Source organism: Kitasatospora sp. NPDC058184 (assembly GCF_042883725.1).
Taxonomy (GTDB): Bacteria; Actinomycetota; Actinomycetes; order Streptomycetales; family Streptomycetaceae; genus Kitasatospora.
This window is the reverse complement of the sequence record NZ_JBHVVE010000019.1, coordinates 63,721-81,166: the sequence shown is the minus strand read 5'-3', so window position 1 is coordinate 81,166 and position 17,446 is coordinate 63,721. Positions and strand designations below refer to the sequence as shown.

13 protein-coding genes are annotated in these 17,446 nt (G+C 75.8%); 8 read left to right on the top strand and 5 right to left on the bottom strand.

What is annotated here, in order from left to right; genetic code table 11:
* Positions 1–49 precede the first annotated feature (49 nt).
* From ACFVXH_RS30255 to ACFVXH_RS30235, 5 genes are all read right to left on the bottom strand, one after another.
* A complete protein-coding gene (locus tag ACFVXH_RS30255) occupies positions 50–3,097 on the bottom strand; it encodes an amino acid adenylation domain-containing protein (RefSeq protein ID WP_387828933.1) in 3,048 nt (1,015 codons plus the stop codon).
* 495 nt (positions 3,098–3,592) lie between these two features.
* On the bottom strand, positions 3,593–5,509 hold the full coding sequence (locus ACFVXH_RS30250; protein ID WP_387828931.1) for a glycoside hydrolase family 5 protein: 1,917 nt from the start codon (positions 5,507–5,509) through the stop codon (positions 3,593–3,595).
* A gap of 130 nt (positions 5,510–5,639) precedes the next feature.
* Positions 5,640–6,446, bottom strand: coding sequence for a siderophore-interacting protein (locus tag ACFVXH_RS30245; RefSeq protein ID WP_387829012.1), 807 nt, complete (start codon positions 6,444–6,446; stop codon positions 5,640–5,642).
* A gap of 197 nt (positions 6,447–6,643) precedes the next feature.
* Positions 6,644–7,588, bottom strand: a complete 945-nt coding sequence (locus tag ACFVXH_RS30240) for a DUF5996 family protein (protein WP_387828929.1) — start codon at positions 7,586–7,588, stop codon at positions 6,644–6,646.
* A 120-nt stretch (positions 7,589–7,708) separates the two neighbouring features.
* The gene (locus ACFVXH_RS30235) at positions 7,709–9,691 is read right to left on the bottom strand and encodes a heavy metal translocating P-type ATPase (RefSeq protein ID WP_387828927.1); all 1,983 of its coding nucleotides are present in this window, start codon (positions 9,689–9,691) and stop codon (positions 7,709–7,711) included.
* Between the two features lie 109 nt (positions 9,692–9,800).
* On the opposite strand from ACFVXH_RS30235, the gene ACFVXH_RS30230 reads away from it, so the two are divergent.
* From ACFVXH_RS30230 to ACFVXH_RS30195, 8 genes are all read left to right on the top strand, one after another.
* Entirely contained in the window at positions 9,801–10,196 is a 396-nt protein-coding gene (locus ACFVXH_RS30230; protein WP_074003144.1) for a helix-turn-helix transcriptional regulator, read from the top strand.
* Positions 10,197–10,530: 334 nt separating this feature from the next.
* A complete protein-coding gene (locus ACFVXH_RS30225; protein ID WP_387828925.1) occupies positions 10,531–13,893 on the top strand; it encodes a type 2 lanthipeptide synthetase LanM family protein in 3,363 nt (1,120 codons plus the stop codon).
* Positions 13,890–16,118, top strand: a complete 2,229-nt coding sequence (locus ACFVXH_RS30220; RefSeq protein WP_387828923.1) for a peptidase domain-containing ABC transporter — start codon at positions 13,890–13,892, stop codon at positions 16,116–16,118. The genes ACFVXH_RS30225 and ACFVXH_RS30220 overlap by 4 nt, the downstream gene beginning before the upstream one ends.
* A gap of 108 nt (positions 16,119–16,226) precedes the next feature.
* Entirely contained in the window at positions 16,227–16,418 is a 192-nt protein-coding gene (locus ACFVXH_RS30215; RefSeq protein ID WP_049659012.1) for a hypothetical protein, read from the top strand.
* A 40-nt stretch (positions 16,419–16,458) separates the two neighbouring features.
* Positions 16,459–16,647, top strand: coding sequence for a hypothetical protein (locus ACFVXH_RS30210; RefSeq protein ID WP_074003145.1), 189 nt, complete (start codon positions 16,459–16,461; stop codon positions 16,645–16,647).
* Positions 16,648–16,695: 48 nt separating this feature from the next.
* Positions 16,696–16,887 carry a hypothetical protein gene (locus ACFVXH_RS30205; protein ID WP_074003146.1) on the top strand — a complete coding sequence of 64 codons (192 nt, stop codon included), beginning with the start codon at positions 16,696–16,698 and terminating at the stop codon, positions 16,885–16,887.
* A 35-nt stretch (positions 16,888–16,922) separates the two neighbouring features.
* The gene (locus ACFVXH_RS30200) at positions 16,923–17,117 is read left to right on the top strand and encodes a hypothetical protein (protein WP_074003147.1); all 195 of its coding nucleotides are present in this window, start codon (positions 16,923–16,925) and stop codon (positions 17,115–17,117) included.
* 22 nt (positions 17,118–17,139) lie between these two features.
* Positions 17,140–17,334 carry a hypothetical protein gene (locus ACFVXH_RS30195; protein ID WP_387828920.1) on the top strand — a complete coding sequence of 65 codons (195 nt, stop codon included), beginning with the start codon at positions 17,140–17,142 and terminating at the stop codon, positions 17,332–17,334.
* The last annotated feature ends 112 nt before the right edge of the window (positions 17,335–17,446 follow it).

Below are 17,446 nucleotides of genomic sequence, written 5' to 3'. Positions count from 1 at the left end.
TCCATTCGGGCGTGGAGCGGAGCGGTCGCGGAAGGGCGGTCGGCGGCGGTCAACGCCGCTCTCGCACGACGGCGGCCAGGGCGGCCGGGGTGGAGGCGTCGAAGAACAGGTCGAAGTCGAGTTCGACCCCGAACGCGGCGCGGATCCGGGCGGTGATCTGGATGATCGTCAGCGAGTGCCCGCCGAGGTCGAAGAGGTCGTCCTCCGGGCCGATGCCGGAGGCGCCCAGGACCTCCTCCCAGATCGCCAGGACGCCCGCGGTGACCTCGTCGGCCGCCACGGGACCGGCCGCGGCGGTACGCGGCGGCGCGGGCAGGGCGCGCCGGTCGAGCTTGCCGCTCGCCGTGAGCGGCAGGCGGTCGAGGGCCACGAACTGCCGGGGCACCATGACCGCGGGGAGGGTGCGCAGCAGGTGGTCCCGCAGGTCCGCGTCGGACGGCGGTTCGCCACCGGGTGCGGCCACCCGGTAGCCGACGAGCGCGGGGTCCCCCTCGGCCTGCCCGCACACGGCGACGGCGGCCGCGGCGACCGCCGGGTGGTCGAGCAGCGCGGCCTCGATCTCGCCCAGTTCGATCCGGTGGCCGCGGATCTTCACCTGGTCGTCGATCCGGCCGTGGAACTCCAGTTCGCCGTCCGGCGTCCACGCCGCGAGGTCACCGGTGCGGTACATCCGGCCGCCGGTTCCGGCGAACGGGTCCTCGACGAAACGTTCCGCCGTCAGCTCGGGGCGGCCCCGGTAGCCGTCCGCGACGCCGTCGCCGCCCAGGTGGAGCTCGCCGGGGATCCCGATCGGCAGCGGCCGGCCGTCCGCGTCCAGGACGTACGCCCGGGTGTTGGCGACCGGCCCGCCGATCACCACGGCCTCCGGTCCGGCCGGGACGTCGGCGCAGGTCGCGTAGATCGTCGCCTCGGTCGGGCCGTACCCGTTGATCAACCGCTGGAGGGAGCCGCGGAGTTCGCGGGCCAGCGGCAGCGGCAGGGCCTCCCCGCCGACGATCCCGGTCAGCCCGGCCGGCAGCGGCCCGGCGCTGAGCAGCACGCGCCAGCCCGCGGGGGTCGCCTGGAGGTGGGTCACGCCCTCGCGCCGGACCAGCCCGACCGTTCCGGGCGCGTCCAGGGCGGCGCCCTCCGGTGCGAGGACCAGCCGACCGCCGGTGACCAGTGGCAGCAGGATCTCCAGCCCGGATATGTCGAAGGAGAGCGAGGTCAGGCCGAGCCAGACGTCCCCGGGCCCCGAGCCCAGCCGTTCGGCGAAGGAGGTCAGCAGGTTCACCAGCGCCCGGTGCCCGATCTCCACCCCCTTGGGCCGCCCGGTCGAGCCGGAGGTGTACAGCACGTAGGCGAGGTCGCCGGGCGGGGTCGGCGCCGCCGCGGACCCCGGCTCGGCGCGGGCGCTCCCGAGCCGGAGGACGGCCGGTGCCGCCGCCACCACGTCGGGGGCGGGCTCCCGGTCGGCGACCAGCAGGGCAGCGCCGGAGTCGGCGAGCACGAAGGCGAGCCGCTCGGCGGGGTGTCCGGGGTCGAGCGGCAGGTAGGCGGCCCCGGCGGCGTGCACCGCGAGCAGGACGGCGGGCAGGTCGGCGGAGCGCTCCAGGTGCAGGGCGACGACGTCGCCCCGGCCGACCCCGGCCCCGCGCAGGACGGCGGCCAGTTCCTCGGTCCGCTCCACCAGCGCCCGGTAGGTCAGCCTCGCGGCGCCCGCGCTGACGGCGGGGGCGTCCGGCGTCTCGGCGGCCCGCTCCCGCACCAGGTCCAGCACGGTGCGCTCGCGCGGGTAGGAGCGGGCGGTGGCGTTCCACCCGTCCGTCACCAGGTACCGCTCCTCCGCGCCCAGCACCGGCAGGGCGCTCAGCGGCGCCTCGGGCGTGGTCGTCGCGGCTTCCAGCAGCGCCGTGTAGTGCCCGGCGACGCGGTCCGCGGCGTCCGGCGACAGGACCGCCGGGGCGTACTGGAGCGAGAACGCGAGCCCGTCGGCGGTGTCGACCGCCTGGAGGTGCAGGGTGTTGCGGGCGGCGCCGTTGAACACCGTGCGGTCCACCCGGACGGTGCTCCCCGGGAACACCGGGTCCACGGCGCGGGCGCGCCGGTAGCCGAACGACACGGGGGCCAGCCCGGCGCGCGGCGTGAGGCCGCCGACGGCCGCGCCGAAGGGCACGGGGCGGAACGGGTACCCGCCGCGGGCCTCGGCGCGCACGGCCCGGGCGTACTCGGCGAAGGACGTCCCGGTGCCCACCCCGGCCGGGGCGTGCACCGGCAGCTCGTTGACGAACAGCCCGATCTCCCCGGCCTGTTCGGGCGTCCGGACGGACAGCGGCACGGAGACCGGGACGGCCTCGCCGCCGTAGCGCAGCAGCAGTGCGTGCAGTGCGGCGAGCAGGAACTCGAAGACGGTGACGCCGCAGCGCTCCGCGGCCTCGGCCACGGCGGCCCGGCCGCGCGCGTCCGTCCGCCACGTGGCGCAGGCTCCGGAGGCCGGGGCGGTGACGGCGTGCGGCAGTCCCGGGAGGACGGGCTCGGTCGCCGCGGCCCACCGCGGGCCGTACCGGTCCGCCGCCCGGCGGACGAGGTCGGGGTCGAGCGGGGCCGGGGGCGTGGACGGGCTCCGGTCGGCGGCCGGGGCGGGCCCGCCCAGGGCCTGCGCGTAGGCCGCCGCGAGGTCCGCCACCAGGACGTCCTTCGACTCCCCGTCGAAGACCGCGTGGTGCACGACGGCGAGCAGCTCCGCCGCCTCACCGCGGCCGCGGTAGAGGGTGAACCGCGCCAACGGGCCCGCCTGGAGGTCCAACGGGCGTGCCGCGTCCTCGGCCAGCCGCTTCTCCCGGCTCTGCGCGCAGTCCTCGGAGGCGTCGACCACGTCGAGGACCGGGGCGGTGCCGGGCTCCGCGACGAGGCTCCCGCCGCGCTCCACGAACACCTGGGACAGCACGGGGTGCCGTGCCGTCACCGTCGAGACGGCACGGGCGAGGGCGTCGGCGTCGACCCGGTCGAAGGAGAGCAGGACGGGCATGTGGAACACCCCGTGGTGGCCGCCGAGGCGCTCGGTGACCCAGATGCCCCGCTGGAAGGGCGAGGCGTGCGGGGGGAGGGAGTGTGGCATGTGCGGCTCGATTCGGCAGTCGGTGAATGGTGCGTTCCCCGTGGCCGGGCGCCGACGTGGCCGACGCCGCGGATGCTCTGGCGACGCGGCCGACGGGCCGCCCCCCGGCCTCGACCTGCCCGGCCCGCAGATCCCCCCTGCGCACCGCCGGAGCGCCGTCGGTCCTCTCCCCGTCGAAGAGGCCGATCATGGTCCAGACCTGCCGAGAGGTTGGCAGAGAAGCCCTGCGCCGTCAAGGGTCGTTCCGACCCGTAGGAAAGACGTCATGAACGCGTCCAACCTGCGGGAATGCGACCACGGGGGCGGGCTTCTGATCGTTCGTCATCGTCTCAACGGGCGGCCGCTCCCGCCGTCGGCCTCCGGACCCCCGGAGCCGTCGCCGAATCGGGTCCGGGCCGTCGCCGCATCAGCTGAGCGCCCGCCGCCGGAGCGGCCCTGCAGCCGCCGCCGGATCAGCCCCGGGCCCCGCCGATTCGGCCCCGGGGCGCCGCCGGATCAGCCGAGCGGGCGGCAGAGCAGCGCGGCCGGGGCCCCGTACTGGAGGCGCTGCCAGGTGGACGCGACACCGGCCAGGTACTCGCCGTCCGCGCACTGGCCCTTGTAGCGGCCCGGCGCCCAGTCGCTCGCCACCGAGCCGCCGGTGGCGGGCCGGTTGTCGCCCCGGTCGAACCAGACCGTGCGGCCGGTCAGCGGCAGCGGACCGGCCGCCGGGGCGCAGAGCAGGGCGGCCACGGCGTTGGCGCGCACGCTGTAGCCGACCGCGAAGCTGCGGTCGGGGCACTGGAGCTTGTCGTAGCCGGACGCCCAGTCCCCCGCGGTGACGTAGCGCTCGTCGGTGACGGTGGTCCAGTCGCCGCCGCCGGCGGCCGGCTCACCCGCGTCGGTGCACAGGGCCCGGCTGTCGCCGCGGGCGAGGGCGGTCAGGCGCAGGCCGTCCGGGCAGTCGCCCTTGCGGTTGCCGGGGCTCCAGTCCGGGCGGGCCAGCATCCGCCGGGAGAGGACCTGGTCGGCGTGGTCGAGGGCGAGCATGCTCCAGTGGTCGACGGCGGGCACCGGGCCGCTCGCCGACGGCGCGCCGACCAGCCGGGTCCAGTCGGCGGCCCGCCAGTCGCCGGGGTCGGTGAGGCCGGTCCGGGTGCCGTCCGGGCCGTAGGAGAGCAGCGCCCAGCTGTCCTGCGGCCGCCCGGCGGCGTCGGCCCAGCCGACCAGCGGCCAGACGGCGAAGTCGGTGTCGCCGCGCACCAGGATGTCGGTGAACGCGTGCAGCCAGGCCTGCTCCTTGGCGTCGGTCGAGCCCCGGCCGCCCGCGCCGAACTCGCTGATCCACACCGGGGCGGTGAAGTGCTGCCCGGCCCGGGTGACGAACAGCGCCTGGTCGTCCACCACCTGGGCGAGCTGCTCGGGGGTGAAGTCCTGGTAGCGCGGGTCACTGGTGGATCCCGGGCCGCTGCCGGCGCCGGTGTTGGCCGGGCCGGTGTAGCCGTAGAAGTGCGCGGCGTAGACCAGCTTGCCGGAGTCGATCAGGGTGTGGGAGAGGTTGCGCACGGGGGTGAGCATCGGGCGGCCGTGGCTGAACCCCGCGGCGGGGATGCCGTACCAGTTGATGCCCTCCATGACGACCAGCAGGTCCGGGTCGGCCCGCAGGACGCGGTTGCCGGCCTCCTCGAAGGCGGCGTACTCGTCGTGGGCGTCGCCGAGGCCCCAGTTGGGGTCGTCCCAGGTGTCCCGGCGGACCTCGTTGCGCAGGTCGACGCCGACCACCCGCTTGTCGGCCTTGTAGCGGTTCACCATGAACAGCCAGTCGTCCTCCCACTGCGCGGTCGACTGGCCGCTGTTCCAGCGCTCGTTGCCGTCCAGGCCGCAGCAGAAGCGGTAGCTGGTGGTGTGGTTGTTGAGGATCACCGCGAAGCCGTCGGCGGTCAGCGCGGCCACCACGGCGTCGAACACCTGGAGCGGGGTCCGGCCGCGCAGCTGCGGGTTGGCGGCGACGGCGGAGTCCGGCACGGGGGCGGTGTCGTGGATCATCGCGTTGGCGAACGGCAGCCGGACGCTGTTGAGGCCCAGCCCGTGGAAGTCGGCCAGCAGCCGGGCCACCGGCGCCCGGTCCAGGCCCAGCGGGAGGTTGTGCGACACCTGGCCGGCCTGGTTGTTCGCCGGGTCGTCGGCGCTCCCGCTGCCCTGCCAAGTGCCCTGGGCTCCGGCCCAGTTGGCGGCCTTCAGCTTGAAGCGGTCGCCGCCGGCGTCGACGATGTAGCGCCCCCGGGTGCTCAGCGGGCCGGTCCAGGACGCGACGAGCCGGGCCCCGGCTCCGCCGTCCGGCGCCGCGATGCCGGGGCCCGCCGCCAGCACGGCGAGCACCGGCAGGGCCGCGACCAGGGCGAGCAGGCGCGCCGCGAGACTCTTCATCGTCATCCCCGCTGTGGTGAGGTGGCTCGGGCCGTCACCCGGCGCTCGGGCGCGCCGTCGGCGAGAACGACAATATGACGGAACCTCATGTTCCGGGAGGGTGCGTACGGCGGCGCTTCCCCGGCGGCCCCCCGCTTCAGTCCTCGGCGCCCTCCCCCGGGCCGTCCTCGGCGCGCTGGTCCTCGGTGCGCCCGGCCCGCCAGTAGCCCATGAAGCAGACCGCGCGCCGGTCCATCCCCCGCTCGCCGACCAGGTGGCGGCGCAGCTCGCGCACCGAGGCCGCCTCGCCCGCGATCCAGGCGTACGGCCGCCCGTCCGGCAGGTCGGCGGCGCGCACCGCCCCGGTGAGGCCCGGCGCGCCGGAGCGGCGGTGGAGCCAGACGGTCTCGACCCCGGCGCGCTGGGCCGGGAGGTAGGCCTCCTCGGCCGGCCCGTCCACCTCGGCGAAGACCCGGACCGGCAGGTGCGCGGGCAGTTCCTCCAGGATGGCGGCGATGGCGGGCAGCGCCGACTCGTCCCCGGCCAGCAGGACCCAGCCGGGATCGGCGGGCAGCCGGAACTCCACGCCGCCCGCCTCCTCGACGGCCGGTCCGCAGACCACCACCCGGTCGCCGGGCGCGGCCGTGGCGGCCCACCGGGAGCCCGGGCCGAGGTCCCCGTGCACGGCGATGTCGATGTCGATCTCGTCGGGGTCGCGGCGCTGGCCGCGGACGGTGTAGGTGCGCAGCACCGGGCGCACCCGCGGGTCGGCCTCCCGCCAGCTCTGGTACCAGCCGAAGTCGCCGTCGCCGGGCGGGATCAGCGGCTCGGACTGCCCGGGGAGCGGCAGCAGCAGCTTGATCCGCTGGTCGAGGCCGCCGTTGACGAACCCGGTGAGGCTCTCACCGGTGAGCGTGACGCGGACCAGGTGCGGGGTGAGCCCGGCGGTGCGGGCGACGCGCAGGGGGAAGAGCGCGAAACGGGCGGGAGCGGTGACGGTGGACAGGGCGGGCTCCTTCCAGCGAACGGGCGGACGCCGCGGCCGTGCCGGTCCGTACGTCGTCGACGCGCACCGCAGCTTAGGTGAGGCTAACCTAAACTCCGCGTCGTGGACAGCCGCCCTGGCTCACCGCCCTGGTCCGCCGTCAGTCGCCGTTCCCGTCAGTCGCCGCTCCCGGCCGCCACCGGGTCGGTGATGCCGCCAGGCGAGGCCTCGCCCCGGACGTCCCAGCCGGCCAGGCGGGCCGCGGGCTCGTAGACGGACTCGTAGAAGTCCAGCACCACGGCACGCGCGTCCTCCCGGCCGCGGACCTCGTCGTACGGCAGGACGGCCAGGTGGCTGCCGCTGCGCTCGACCCAGCGGGCGGCACCGGGGCGGAGCGGGCTGTCGGCCAGGCCGGCGGGCTCGGGGGCCGCGTAGGAGTAGAAGGCCGGGCTCGGGAAGGAGTCGTCGCCGAACCAGAAACCGGAGCTCACGACCTCGCGGGAGTAGGCCTCGCGGGTCACCGGGTCGACGGTCCGCGGCTGTTCGATCACCCGGCCGGAGAACCGGGTGACGGCGATGTCGAAGGTGTGCCAGAAGTGGTGCACCGGGCTGATCTTCCCGCAGAAGCCGGCGGCGAACTCCTCCAGCACCAGGTTGACCTGGCTCAGCACCTGCCAGTAGCGGTTGACCCAGAACGGGTCGTAGGCGGCGTGCTCGGTGTCCTCGGTGAACGGCCGGCCGGCGTCGGGCAGGTCGAACGGGAACGGGTGCGAGACCGTGACCGGCACGCCGACCGCCGCGAGGGAGTCGAGCGTACGGCGGTAGAACGACGCCACGGACTGCCCGGTGAGCGGGAACGAGGCCGTGCGGCCGTCCGAGGAGGAGACCACCAGCCGGTGGTCGACGAAGTCGAAGTCGACGCAGAAGGTCCCGCCCCCGTCCAGCACGGCCATCGGGCGGGTGGTGATGCCGCGCCCGGTGAGGTGGTAGGGGACGTTCCACCAGTGGTTGCGCCGCACGCTGCCCGCCAGGCGGATCTTGCCGACGACCTGGGCGAAGCGGTGGACCGTCGCCTTGGAGTCCTGCCACTGGGCCAGCGGGATCGGGGGGAACAGCTCCATGAGGGCCACGCTAGGCCGGTGGGGGCCGCCCCGCATCCGCACCCGGGCGTCGCACGGCCTCGGCCGGCGCGCCCCGCCGGGGGGACGCGCCGGCCTCGGTCCGAGCTTGTTCCGGACCCGTCAGAGGGCGCGCGCCCTCGTCCAGGCGGCCTCGCGCAGCAGCCGCAGCCCGTTGAGGCCGACGATGACGGTCGAGCCCTCGTGGCCGAGCACGCCCAGCGGCAGCGGGAGGGTGGCGACCAGGTCCCAGACCACCAGGGCGGTGATGAACACCGAGGCGATCACCAGGTTCTGCACCACGAAGGACCGGGCCCGCCGGGAGAGCGCCACCACGGCCGGGACGGTGGCCAGTTCGTCACGGACGATCACCGCGTCGGCGGTCTCCAGCGCCAGGTCGGAGCCGGCCCGGCCCATCGCGATGCCGGTGTGGGCGGCGGCCAGCGCGGGCGCGTCGTTGACGCCGTCGCCGATCACCAGCACCTTCCGTCCGGCCGCCTCCCGCTCGCGGACGGCGGCGACCTTGTCCTGCGGCAGCAGCCCGGCCCGGACGTCGGTGATGCCGACCTCGGCGCCCAGGTGGGCGGCCGCACGGGGGTTGTCGCCGGTGAGCAGCATCGGCGCGGTACCCGTGAGGGCCGTCAGCGCGGTGACGGTGGCGGCGGCGTCCGGGCGCAGCCGGTCGGCGATGCCGAGCACGCCGACCGGGACGCCGTCCGCCTCGACCAGCACGGCGGTGCGGCCGGCCTCCTCCAACTCGGCCGCCAGCGCGGCGGCTTCGGCGCACGCGGCGTCGGTACGGCCGTTGATCAGCCGCGCGGGCGCGCCGACCGCGACCACCCGGCCGTCGACGGTGGCGGTGACGCCGACGCCCGGGGTGGAGCCGAAGTCCTCGGCGGCGGCCGGGGTCAGGCCGCGGTCGCGGGCGGCGTCGACGACGGCGCGGGCGAGCGGGTGCTCGCTGGGGTGCTCGGCCGCGGCCGCCAGCGCCAGCAGCTCCGCCTCGGCGAGGCCGGAGCCGGTGAGCGGCCGGAGGTCGGTGACGCGCGGGGTGCCCTCGGTGAGGGTGCCGGTCTTGTCGAGGGCGACGGCGTCGACCTGGCCCAGACGCTCCATCACGACGGCGGACTTGACCAGGACGCCGTGCCGTCCGGCGTTGGCGATGGCGGAGAGCAGCGGCGGCATGGTGGCCAGCACCACCGCGCACGGGGAGGCGACGATCATGAAGGTCATCGCCCGCAGCAGCGAGCCGGTGAAGGCCGCGCCGAAGGCCAGCGGGACGGCGAAGACGGCGAGGGTGGCGGCCACCATGCCGAGCGAGTAGCGCTGTTCGACCTTCTCGATGAACAGCTGGGTGGGCGCCTTGGTCTCGGAGGCCTCCTCGACCAGCTGCACGATCCGGGCGATCACCGTGTCGGAGGCGTCCCGCTCGACCCGCAGCCGCAGCGCCCCGGTGCCGTTGAGGGTGCCGGCGAACACCTCGTCGCCGGGCTGCTTGGCGACCGGCAGCGGCTCGCCGGTGATGGTGGCCTGGTCGACCTCGCTCGCGCCGTCGAGCACCCGCCCGTCGGCGCCGATCCGCTCGCCGGGCCGGACCAGCACGGTGTCCCCGACGGCCAGCCGCTCGGTGGGCACGGTCTCCTCGCCGCCGTCGGGCAGCAGCCGGGTGGCGGTGGCCGGGGCGAGGTCGAGCAGTCCGCGTACCGAGTCGGCGGTACGGGCGGTGGCCAGCGCCTCCAGGGCGCCGGAGGTGGCGAAGATGACGATCAGCAGCGCGCCGTCCATGACCTGCCCGACGGCGGCGGCGCCGAGCGCGGCCACGATCATCAGCAGGTCGACGTCGAGGGTCTTCTCCCGCAGCGCCTGGAGCCCGGCCCAGCCGGGTTCCCAGCCGCCGGTGGCGTAGGCGAGGGCGTACAGCGGGCCCCAGGTCCAGGCGGGGGCGCCGGTCAGCTGGAGCGGCAGCGCGACCAGGAAGAGCACCGTCGCGGCGGCGGCCCAGCGGGCCTCGGGCAGCGACAGCACCCGGGTGCGCCGCCGGGGCGCGGTGTCCGGACGCGGCGCGCCCGGGGACGCGGGGCGCTCGGTCAGGGTGGTGGAGGACATGGCGGACGGGACCCTTCGGGGCAGGCCTGGGCAGGGCGGGGCCGGTGACTCACTCACGATACATGAACATATGAAGGCCCCTTCATCTATCAGTTGTAGTATTGCCCGCATGGGTCATGGAGCCACCCCCGCCACCGCCGTCCCGCACACGCGCCTGGACGCCACCAGCGCTGCCCGGGTGGCCACCACCCTGCAAGCCCTGGCCACACCCTCCCGCCTGCTGATCCTCTCCCGACTGCGCGAGGGCCCCTGCGCCGCCACCGAGCTCGCCGCCGAGGTCGGTCTGGAGCAGTCCGCCTGCTCCCACCAGCTGCGCCTGCTGCGCAACCTCGGCCTGGTCATCGGCCGGCGCAACGGCCGCCAGGTCGTCTACGCGCTCTACGACAACCACGTCGCCGCACTGCTCGACCAGGCCGTCTACCACATCGAGCACCTGCGCCTGGGCCTCAGCGACGCCGACGACCCCCAGGACGCGGACGAGCCGGTCGGCACCGCCACCCGCTGACATCGGCGCCGGGTCGCGCACCCTGAGCCGACGGCACCCGTGCGGCCCGCCGCAGAGGCGTGGGCAGCGCTCAACATCCCAAGCGTGAGGCACGGTTCGGCCTTCACGGCACGACCGGCCTGCCCCTGCTGGCAGCTGAGATGAATGACTCGGGCATTGCCGTTCACACCACTTGACGGGCCGCCGCAAGCCGAGCAGACTCGCATCGCGGCACCAGCTGACATGAATCCTTGAAAGACAGCCATTCACACCAGCCGCCAATGCCTGCCCGTTCCCGGCAGCGTCCGCCTGCCCGCCTCCGGATCGCCCGTCCTCCGCGCCCCAGGAGTCCAGCATGCCCTCGAACACCCCGCCCGATGCCGCGGCCGCCGCCCCGCCCTGGTCACGCGTCAACCGCGCACCCCTGACCGGGAGTTGGTGGGCCCGCGGCCTGTGGCTGGCCGAACGCCTGAGCGGCGAGGGCGACCCGCCCGCCCCGGTCGCCGACAACCCGGCGGAGGGCAGCCTCGGCTGGCGCGCCGACCGCCGACTGGCCCGCTGGCGCTCGGCGTTCACCGACCACGCGCCGGACACCGCCGAAGCCCAGGCCCGCGCGCTCGGCATCGACCCGCCCCTGCTGCGCCGACTGCTCGCCGAACACCCCGACAGCCTGGCCGCCCGCACCGCCAAACCGGCCTGGGCCCGGTTCGTCGAGGACGTCGTCGCCCGCGCACCACGGCTGCCCCCGGCGCCCGACGGGGAAGACACCACGGAACACGACGAGGGGCACGACGGAACGCACCGGCACGGCTTCGCCGACTTCGCGGCCGTCGTCGAACCCTTCCTCGCCGAGGCCCTCCGCCTGCTGGAGGCACCCGCCCGCACCGGGGACGCCACCGAGCCCTCCGCCGCCGTCCTCGCGGCCGTCCGGCGCTCGCTCACCGCCGGCCTGCGGGACCAGCTGGTTTCCGTCCTCGGCCGCACCCTCGTCCTCGAACTCCATGTGGCCCGGCTGTCCGGCCAGTTGATCGGCGACACCCCGCAGGAACGCTTCCACGCCTTCATCGCCTGGCAGCGGGAGCCCGAGCGGCTGGCCGCGCTGCTGGACGAGTACGCCGTCCTGGCCCGGCTGCTGGCGTGCGCCACCCGGAACGCCGTCCACGCGCACCGGGAGTTCCTCGACCGCTTCACCGCCGACCGGCCCGCACTTGTCGAGCGGCTCTTCGCCGGACGCGACCCCGGCGAACTGACCGAGGTGCGCACGGGCCGCGGCGACGGCCACGAGGCGGGCCGCTCGGTCGCCCTGCTGACCTTCTCCTCCGGCGCCCGGCTGGTGTACAAGCCCCGGCCGCTGGCCGTCCACGAGCACTTCAACGCCCTGGTCGACTGGTACGGCACCGTCCTGCCGGGCCCCGGCCCGGGCACCGTGGCGGTGTGGGACCGGGGCGGGTACGGCTGGATCGAGTACGTGGAACCGGCGCCGTGCGCCGACCACGCGGCCGCCGAGCGGTTCTACCACCGCCTCGGGGCGCTGCTGGCCCTGCTCTACGCGACCGCCGCCACCGACTTCCACTTCGAGAACGTGATCGCCGTCGGGGAGCACCCGGTCGCCGTCGACCTGGAGTCCCTGTTCCACGTCGGCGTGCCCCACCTGACCGGCAGCCCGCTGATCGACGACGACCCGGCGCAGCACCTGCTCGCCCACTCGGTGCAGCGGGTGGGCCTGCTGCCCTCGGTGCTGGTCGGCGACGGCGGCGCGGTGCTGGACGTCGGCGGGATGGGCGCCGACAAGGGCGCCGTGATGCCCTTCAAGTCGCCCACCTGGGAGGGCGACGGCACCGACGAGATGCGCCTGACCAGGGTGCAGCGCGCCTTCGAGGGCAGCGCGAACCGGCCGCGCCTGGACGGCCGGGACGTCGACCCGGCCGACCACCTGGCGTCCCTGCGGGCGGGGTTCGAGGCCGGCTACCGCGCCATCGCCGCCCACCGCGAGGCGCTGCTCGCACCGGACGGCCCGCTGGAGCGCTTCCGCGAGGACACCTGCCGCACCATCGTCCGCGCCACCCGGGTCTACGCCCACCTGCTGGGCGAGAGCACCCACCCGGACGTCACCCGTGACGCGCTCGACCGCGACCGGGTGCTCGGGCTGATCTTCGCCCAGTCCGCCGGGAACCCCGCCCAGCGGCCGCTGCTGCGGCTCGAAGCCGAGGACCTCTGGAGCGGCGACGTCCCGCTGTTCCGCTCCGTCGTCGGCTCCCGCGACCTGCGCACCCACCGCGGCCGGTCGCTGCCGCGGGCACTGCCCGAGTCGGGGCTCGACCGGGCCCGGCGGATCGTCGCCGCCATGGACGAGCACGACCTGGCCACCCAGGACTGGATCATCCGGGCCGCCTTCGCCGCCCGCGCCACCACCGGGGGAGCCGACGGTGCCGCACCCGCGGGCACCGACCCGCGCCCGGCCGGGCCCGCCACCGGCCCGGACCGCTCCCCCGGCGAACGCGCCCTGCGCCTCGCCCGGTCCGTCGCCGACCGGCTGCTGGCCGACGCGCGCCGCGACGGCGGGCGGGCCGGCTGGCTCGGCCTCGACCTGAGCCGGGACCAGTGGCGGGTCACCGCCCTGCGGGACGACCTGTACGGCGGCTACCCCGGGACGGCGCTGTTCTTCGCCCAGCTCGCCGCCGTCACCGGGGAGGAGCGCTACGCGCGGTGGGCGCGGCGGATCCTGGCACCGTTCCCGGAGCACCTGGCCCACGTGCTGCGGCACACGCCGAACCGCTCCTGGGGGGCGTTCGGCGGCCTCGCGGGCACCGCGTACGCGTTTGACTGCGCCGCCGTGCTGCTCGACGACCCCGCCCTGGCGGAGCCCGTACCGGGCCTGTTCACCGCGGCGGCCGGCGCCCTGGACGACGACCGGCAGCTCGACCTGATCGGCGGGGCGGCCGGCTGCCTCGCCGTGGCCGAGGCCCTGGCGCACCGGTACGGCGCCGCCGCGCACGACTGCGCCCGGCGCTGCGCGCGGCTGCTGGTGGAGAAGGCCGAGGCGCACCCCGGCGGCACCGTCGCCTGGCGCACCGCGATGCCCGCCGCACGGCCGCTGCTCGGCATGTCCCACGGCGCCGGCGGGATCGGCTGGGCACTGCTGCGGCACGCCGCCCGCACCGGGGACCCGGCCGCGCTGCGCACCGGCCGGGCCGCGCTCGCCTACGAGGAGGCCGGCTACGACCCCGAGGTCGACAACTGGCCGGACTACCGGGAGCAGGCCCCCCGGCCCTGGCGGGCCACGCCTCCCCCGGGCACCTTCGCGGCCGTGCACGCCTGGTGCCACGGCGCCCCCGGCATCGGACTGCTCCGGGCCGACCTGCCCGCCGGGACCCGCACCCCGTCGAGCGACCGGGCGCTGCTGCGCGCCGTGCGGTCCACCGCCGACGCCGGCCCGATCGGCGACGACAGCCTCTGCCACGGCACCCTCGGCAACCTGGAGCTGTTCGCCGCGGCAGCCCGCGCCGGGGTCGCCCGGGCCCGGGACGACCACTCCCGGACCCGCGACGCCCTGCTGGCCGCGATCGAGGAGCGCGGACCGGTCTGCGGCACCCCGGGCGGGATCGTCACGCCCGGCCTGATGACCGGCCTGGCCGGCATCGGCCACGGACTGCTGCGGATCGCCGCGCCCGAGCGCGTCGCCCCCGTGCTGCTGCTCGCCCCGCAGGAGGCCCCGTGAGCGCCGCGTCCGACCCCGCCCGGCCGGCCGCCCCCGCCCGGGAGCGCTCCCGGCGGCGCGCCCACCGGGTGCCCCAGCGGCTGCAGTTCACCCGGACCGAGTGCGCCGCCGCCTGCCTGGCCATGGTGCTCAGCCACTACGGACGGGACTCCACGGTGGCCGACTGCCGCCCGCTGCTCGGCGCGGGACGCGACGGCGCCTCGGCGGCCGTGCTCGTCGACGCGGCGCGGCAGGCCGGGCTGACCGTCCGCGTCGACCGCGGCCCCGCCGCACTGGAGCAGCCGCTGCGCGGCCCGGTCATCGCCTACCTGCGGACCCACCACTTCGTCGTCCTGGAGCGGGTCGACCGCCGGTCGGTCCGCCTGGTCGACCCGGCCGGCGGGCGCCGCCAGATCTCCCGGCAGGACTTCGACGGCCTGTACGGCGGCGTGACGGTCGCCCTGGAGCCGGGCGAGTCCTTCGAGGAGCGGCACACCCCGCTGCGCGACCGCCCGATGGTCCGCTACCTGCGGCGCTTCCTGGCCGCCCCGGGCGGCCGCTCCCTGCTCGCCCTGACCGCCCTGGTCACCGGACTGCTGCAACTGCTGGGCCTGGCCGTCCCGTTGCTCACCCGCACCGTGGTGGACTCGCTCCTCCCGCAGCACCGCACCGACCTGCCCGTCCTGCTGGCCCTGTCCGCCGTCGGCATCGCCCTGCTCACCGGACTGCTGACCGCCCTGCGCGCACTGGCGCTGCTCGCCCTGCGCCGGCGCGGCGACCTGGTGCTCACCCGCTCCTTCGTCGAACACCTCTTCCGGCTGCCGCTGCGGTTCTTCCTCGAACGGGGCCGCGGCGACCTGCTGATGCGCACCTCCAGCGTCTCCAGCACCCGGGAGACCCTGACCCAGCAGCTGATGACCGTGGCCCTGGACGGCGTCCTGCTGGTCGGCTACCTGGTCGCCGTCGTGCTGCTGCAGCCCCTCTACCTGCTGGCCGTCGCCCCGCTGTTCCTGCTCCAGCTGCTCCTGGTGGCCCACGCCCACCGCCGGCTGCGCAACCTCGCCCAACTGGAGCTGGTCGCCAAGGCGGAGGAGCAGAGCTACCTGGTCGAGGCACTGGAGGCGATCCTGCCGCTCAAGGCGAACGGCGTGGAGAGCCGCGCCGTGGAGCACTGGCAGGGGCTGTTCACCCGCTACCAGGGCGCGATGCTGCGGCGCGGACGCGCCACCGCCGGGCTCTCCGGGGCGCAGCGGGCGATGACCTCGCTCGGGCCGCTGCTCATGCTGGGCGTCGGCGCCTGGATGGTCATGACCGGCCGCTCCACCCTGGGCACCATGCTGGCCGCGAACAGCCTGGTGCTGTCCGTCCTGGCGCCGCTGGAGACCCTGTCGACCACCGGCCAGCTCTACCTCACCGTCAACGCCCAGGTGGAACGCCTCTTCGACGTCCTGGACGCCCCGGCGGAGACCGGCGGCCGGCTACGGCTCACCACCCGGAAGGCGACCTCGGTGGACGTCCGCGCGCTGACCTTCCGCTACCAGGCGTCCGGGCCGCCGGCCCTCAGCGGGATCGACCTGTCCGTCCCCGCCGGCGGCAAGCTCGGCATCGTCGGCCGCACCGGGTCCGGCAAGAGCACCCTGGCCCTGCTGCTGCTCGGGCTGCTCCCGCCCGACGAGGGGACGGTGCGCCACGACGGCGTGCCGATCGACCGGCTCGACCTCGCCGACCTGCGCGCCCACTGCGGCGCCGTCCTCCAGGAGCTGAGCCTGTTCGGCGGCAGCATCCGGGACAACCTGACCCTCGGGCGGCCCGACGCCGAGGACGCCGAGGTGGTCCGGGCCGCGCGGATCGCCGGGCTGCACGAGGACGTGCTGGCCCTGCCGATGGGGTACGACACGCCCGTCGGCGAGAGCGGCTCGGCGCTCTCGGCCGGCCAGCGCCAACGGGTCGCCCTGGCCCGGGCCCTGGTGCACCGGCCGCGGCTGCTGCTGCTCGACGAGGCGACCAGCCACCTCGACCCGCAGACCGAGCGCCATGTCGACGGCGCGCTCGCGGAGCTGGCCGTCACCCGGATCGTCGTCTCCCACCGGCTGAACGCCGTGCGCAACGCCGACCAGATCCTCGTCCTCGAACACGGCCGGATCGTCCAACGCGGCCGCCACGACGAGCTGATCGAGCAGGAGGGCGCGTACCGCCTGCTGTTCGGCGCGGCCGACACCGACGTGCGCCCCGCCGCGAGCCGCTGAAGCCGACGGGCCACCGTTCCGACGGGCCGCTCGACGCCCGTCCCCACGAACCCCGGTCGGCCGCCCGGCCGTCCGGTCGAGGAACCACCACCGAGAGGCAGGAACGCCATGAGCGACAACAGCACCGCCCGTGCGTGGAAGGACCCCGAGGACGCGGCCCGCGCCGTCGCCCCCGCCCACCCGTCCGGCGAGGTCGACCTCGGCCTGTTCGTCGGCGGCCTGTCCGACGAGGAGGGCGGCAGCGAGGCCCTCGGCACCGGCGGCTGCTGCCCCACCTGGGCCACCGGCACCCACTGCTGACGGCCCGTACCCCCCGACCCGGAGCGGAAGGAGCCGAACCATGAGCGACGAGGAGACCGTCCGGTCCTGGAAGGACCCCGAGACGGCCCGCACCACGCCCGGCCACCCGCTGGGCGAGCCCGACCTCACCGCCCTCAGCGGCGGCGAGGAGCCGGTGACCGTCTTCGAGATGTGCACCGGCCAGACCGCCTGCGGCACCTGCGGCGGCTTCACCTTCGGCTGCTGCTGAACGCCCCTGCCGAACGACCCCGCCGAACGACCCCGAAGGAGTCGAACCATGAGCAACGAGGACATCGTCCGGTCCTGGAAGGACCCCGAGACGGCCCGCACCGCCCCCGGCCACCCGGTCGGCGAGCCCGACCTCACCGCCCTCAGCGGCGGCGAGGAGCAGATCACCGTCTACGACATCTGCACCACCAACCAGACCGGGTGCGGCACCTGCGGCAGCTTCAGCTTCGGCTGCTGCTGAACGCCCCTGCCGAACGACCCCGAAGGAGTCGAACCATGAGCAACGAGGACATCGTCCGGTCCTGGAAGGACCCCGAGACCGCCCGCACCACGCCCGGACACCCGCTGGGCGAGCCCGACCTCACCGCCCTCAGCGGCGGCGAGGAGCAGATCACCAACAACGACCTCTGCAACAACACCGAGCGGAGCTGGTGCAGCACCTGCGGCGCCTTCACCCTCGGCTGCTGCTGAGCGGCCCGGAGGGAGTCGGACCATGAGCGACGAGGAGACCGTCCGGTCCTGGAAGGACCCCGAGACGGCCCGCACCGCCCCCGGTCACCCGCTGGGCGAGCCGGACCTGACCGCCCTCAGCGGCGGTGAGGAGCCCTTCACCAACAACGACGTCTGCAGCAGCACCGACCAGAGCTGGTGCGGCACCTGCGGCAGCTTCAGCTACGGCTGCTGCTGACCCGCGCACCGCCTCGCACCACCCTGCACCATCCCGCACCGGGCGTCGGGTCCGGCCCTCCCCCGAGGGCCGGACCCGCGTTCGTCCCCCGGGGACGGCACCGCCCGACGCC

Excerpts from the sequence above, each read along its gene's own strand:
- ACFVXH_RS30255 (WP_387828933.1), bottom strand. The coding sequence starts at position 3,097 with ATGCCACACTCCCTCCCCCCGCACGCCTCGCCCTTCCAGCGGGGCATC.
- ACFVXH_RS30250 (WP_387828931.1), bottom strand. The coding sequence starts at position 5,509 with ATGACGATGAAGAGTCTCGCGGCGCGCCTGCTCGCCCTGGTCGCGGCC.
- ACFVXH_RS30240 (WP_387828929.1), bottom strand. The coding sequence starts at position 7,588 with ATGGAGCTGTTCCCCCCGATCCCGCTGGCCCAGTGGCAGGACTCCAAG.
- ACFVXH_RS30235 (WP_387828927.1), bottom strand. The coding sequence starts at position 9,691 with ATGTCCTCCACCACCCTGACCGAGCGCCCCGCGTCCCCGGGCGCGCCG.
- ACFVXH_RS30230 (WP_074003144.1), top strand. The coding sequence starts at position 9,801 with ATGGGTCATGGAGCCACCCCCGCCACCGCCGTCCCGCACACGCGCCTG.
- ACFVXH_RS30225 (WP_387828925.1), top strand. The coding sequence starts at position 10,531 with ATGCCCTCGAACACCCCGCCCGATGCCGCGGCCGCCGCCCCGCCCTGG.
- ACFVXH_RS30215 (WP_049659012.1), top strand. The coding sequence starts at position 16,227 with ATGAGCGACAACAGCACCGCCCGTGCGTGGAAGGACCCCGAGGACGCG.
- ACFVXH_RS30210 (WP_074003145.1), top strand. The coding sequence starts at position 16,459 with ATGAGCGACGAGGAGACCGTCCGGTCCTGGAAGGACCCCGAGACGGCC.
- ACFVXH_RS30205 (WP_074003146.1), top strand. The coding sequence starts at position 16,696 with ATGAGCAACGAGGACATCGTCCGGTCCTGGAAGGACCCCGAGACGGCC.
- ACFVXH_RS30200 (WP_074003147.1), top strand. The coding sequence starts at position 16,923 with ATGAGCAACGAGGACATCGTCCGGTCCTGGAAGGACCCCGAGACCGCC.
- ACFVXH_RS30195 (WP_387828920.1), top strand. The coding sequence starts at position 17,140 with ATGAGCGACGAGGAGACCGTCCGGTCCTGGAAGGACCCCGAGACGGCC.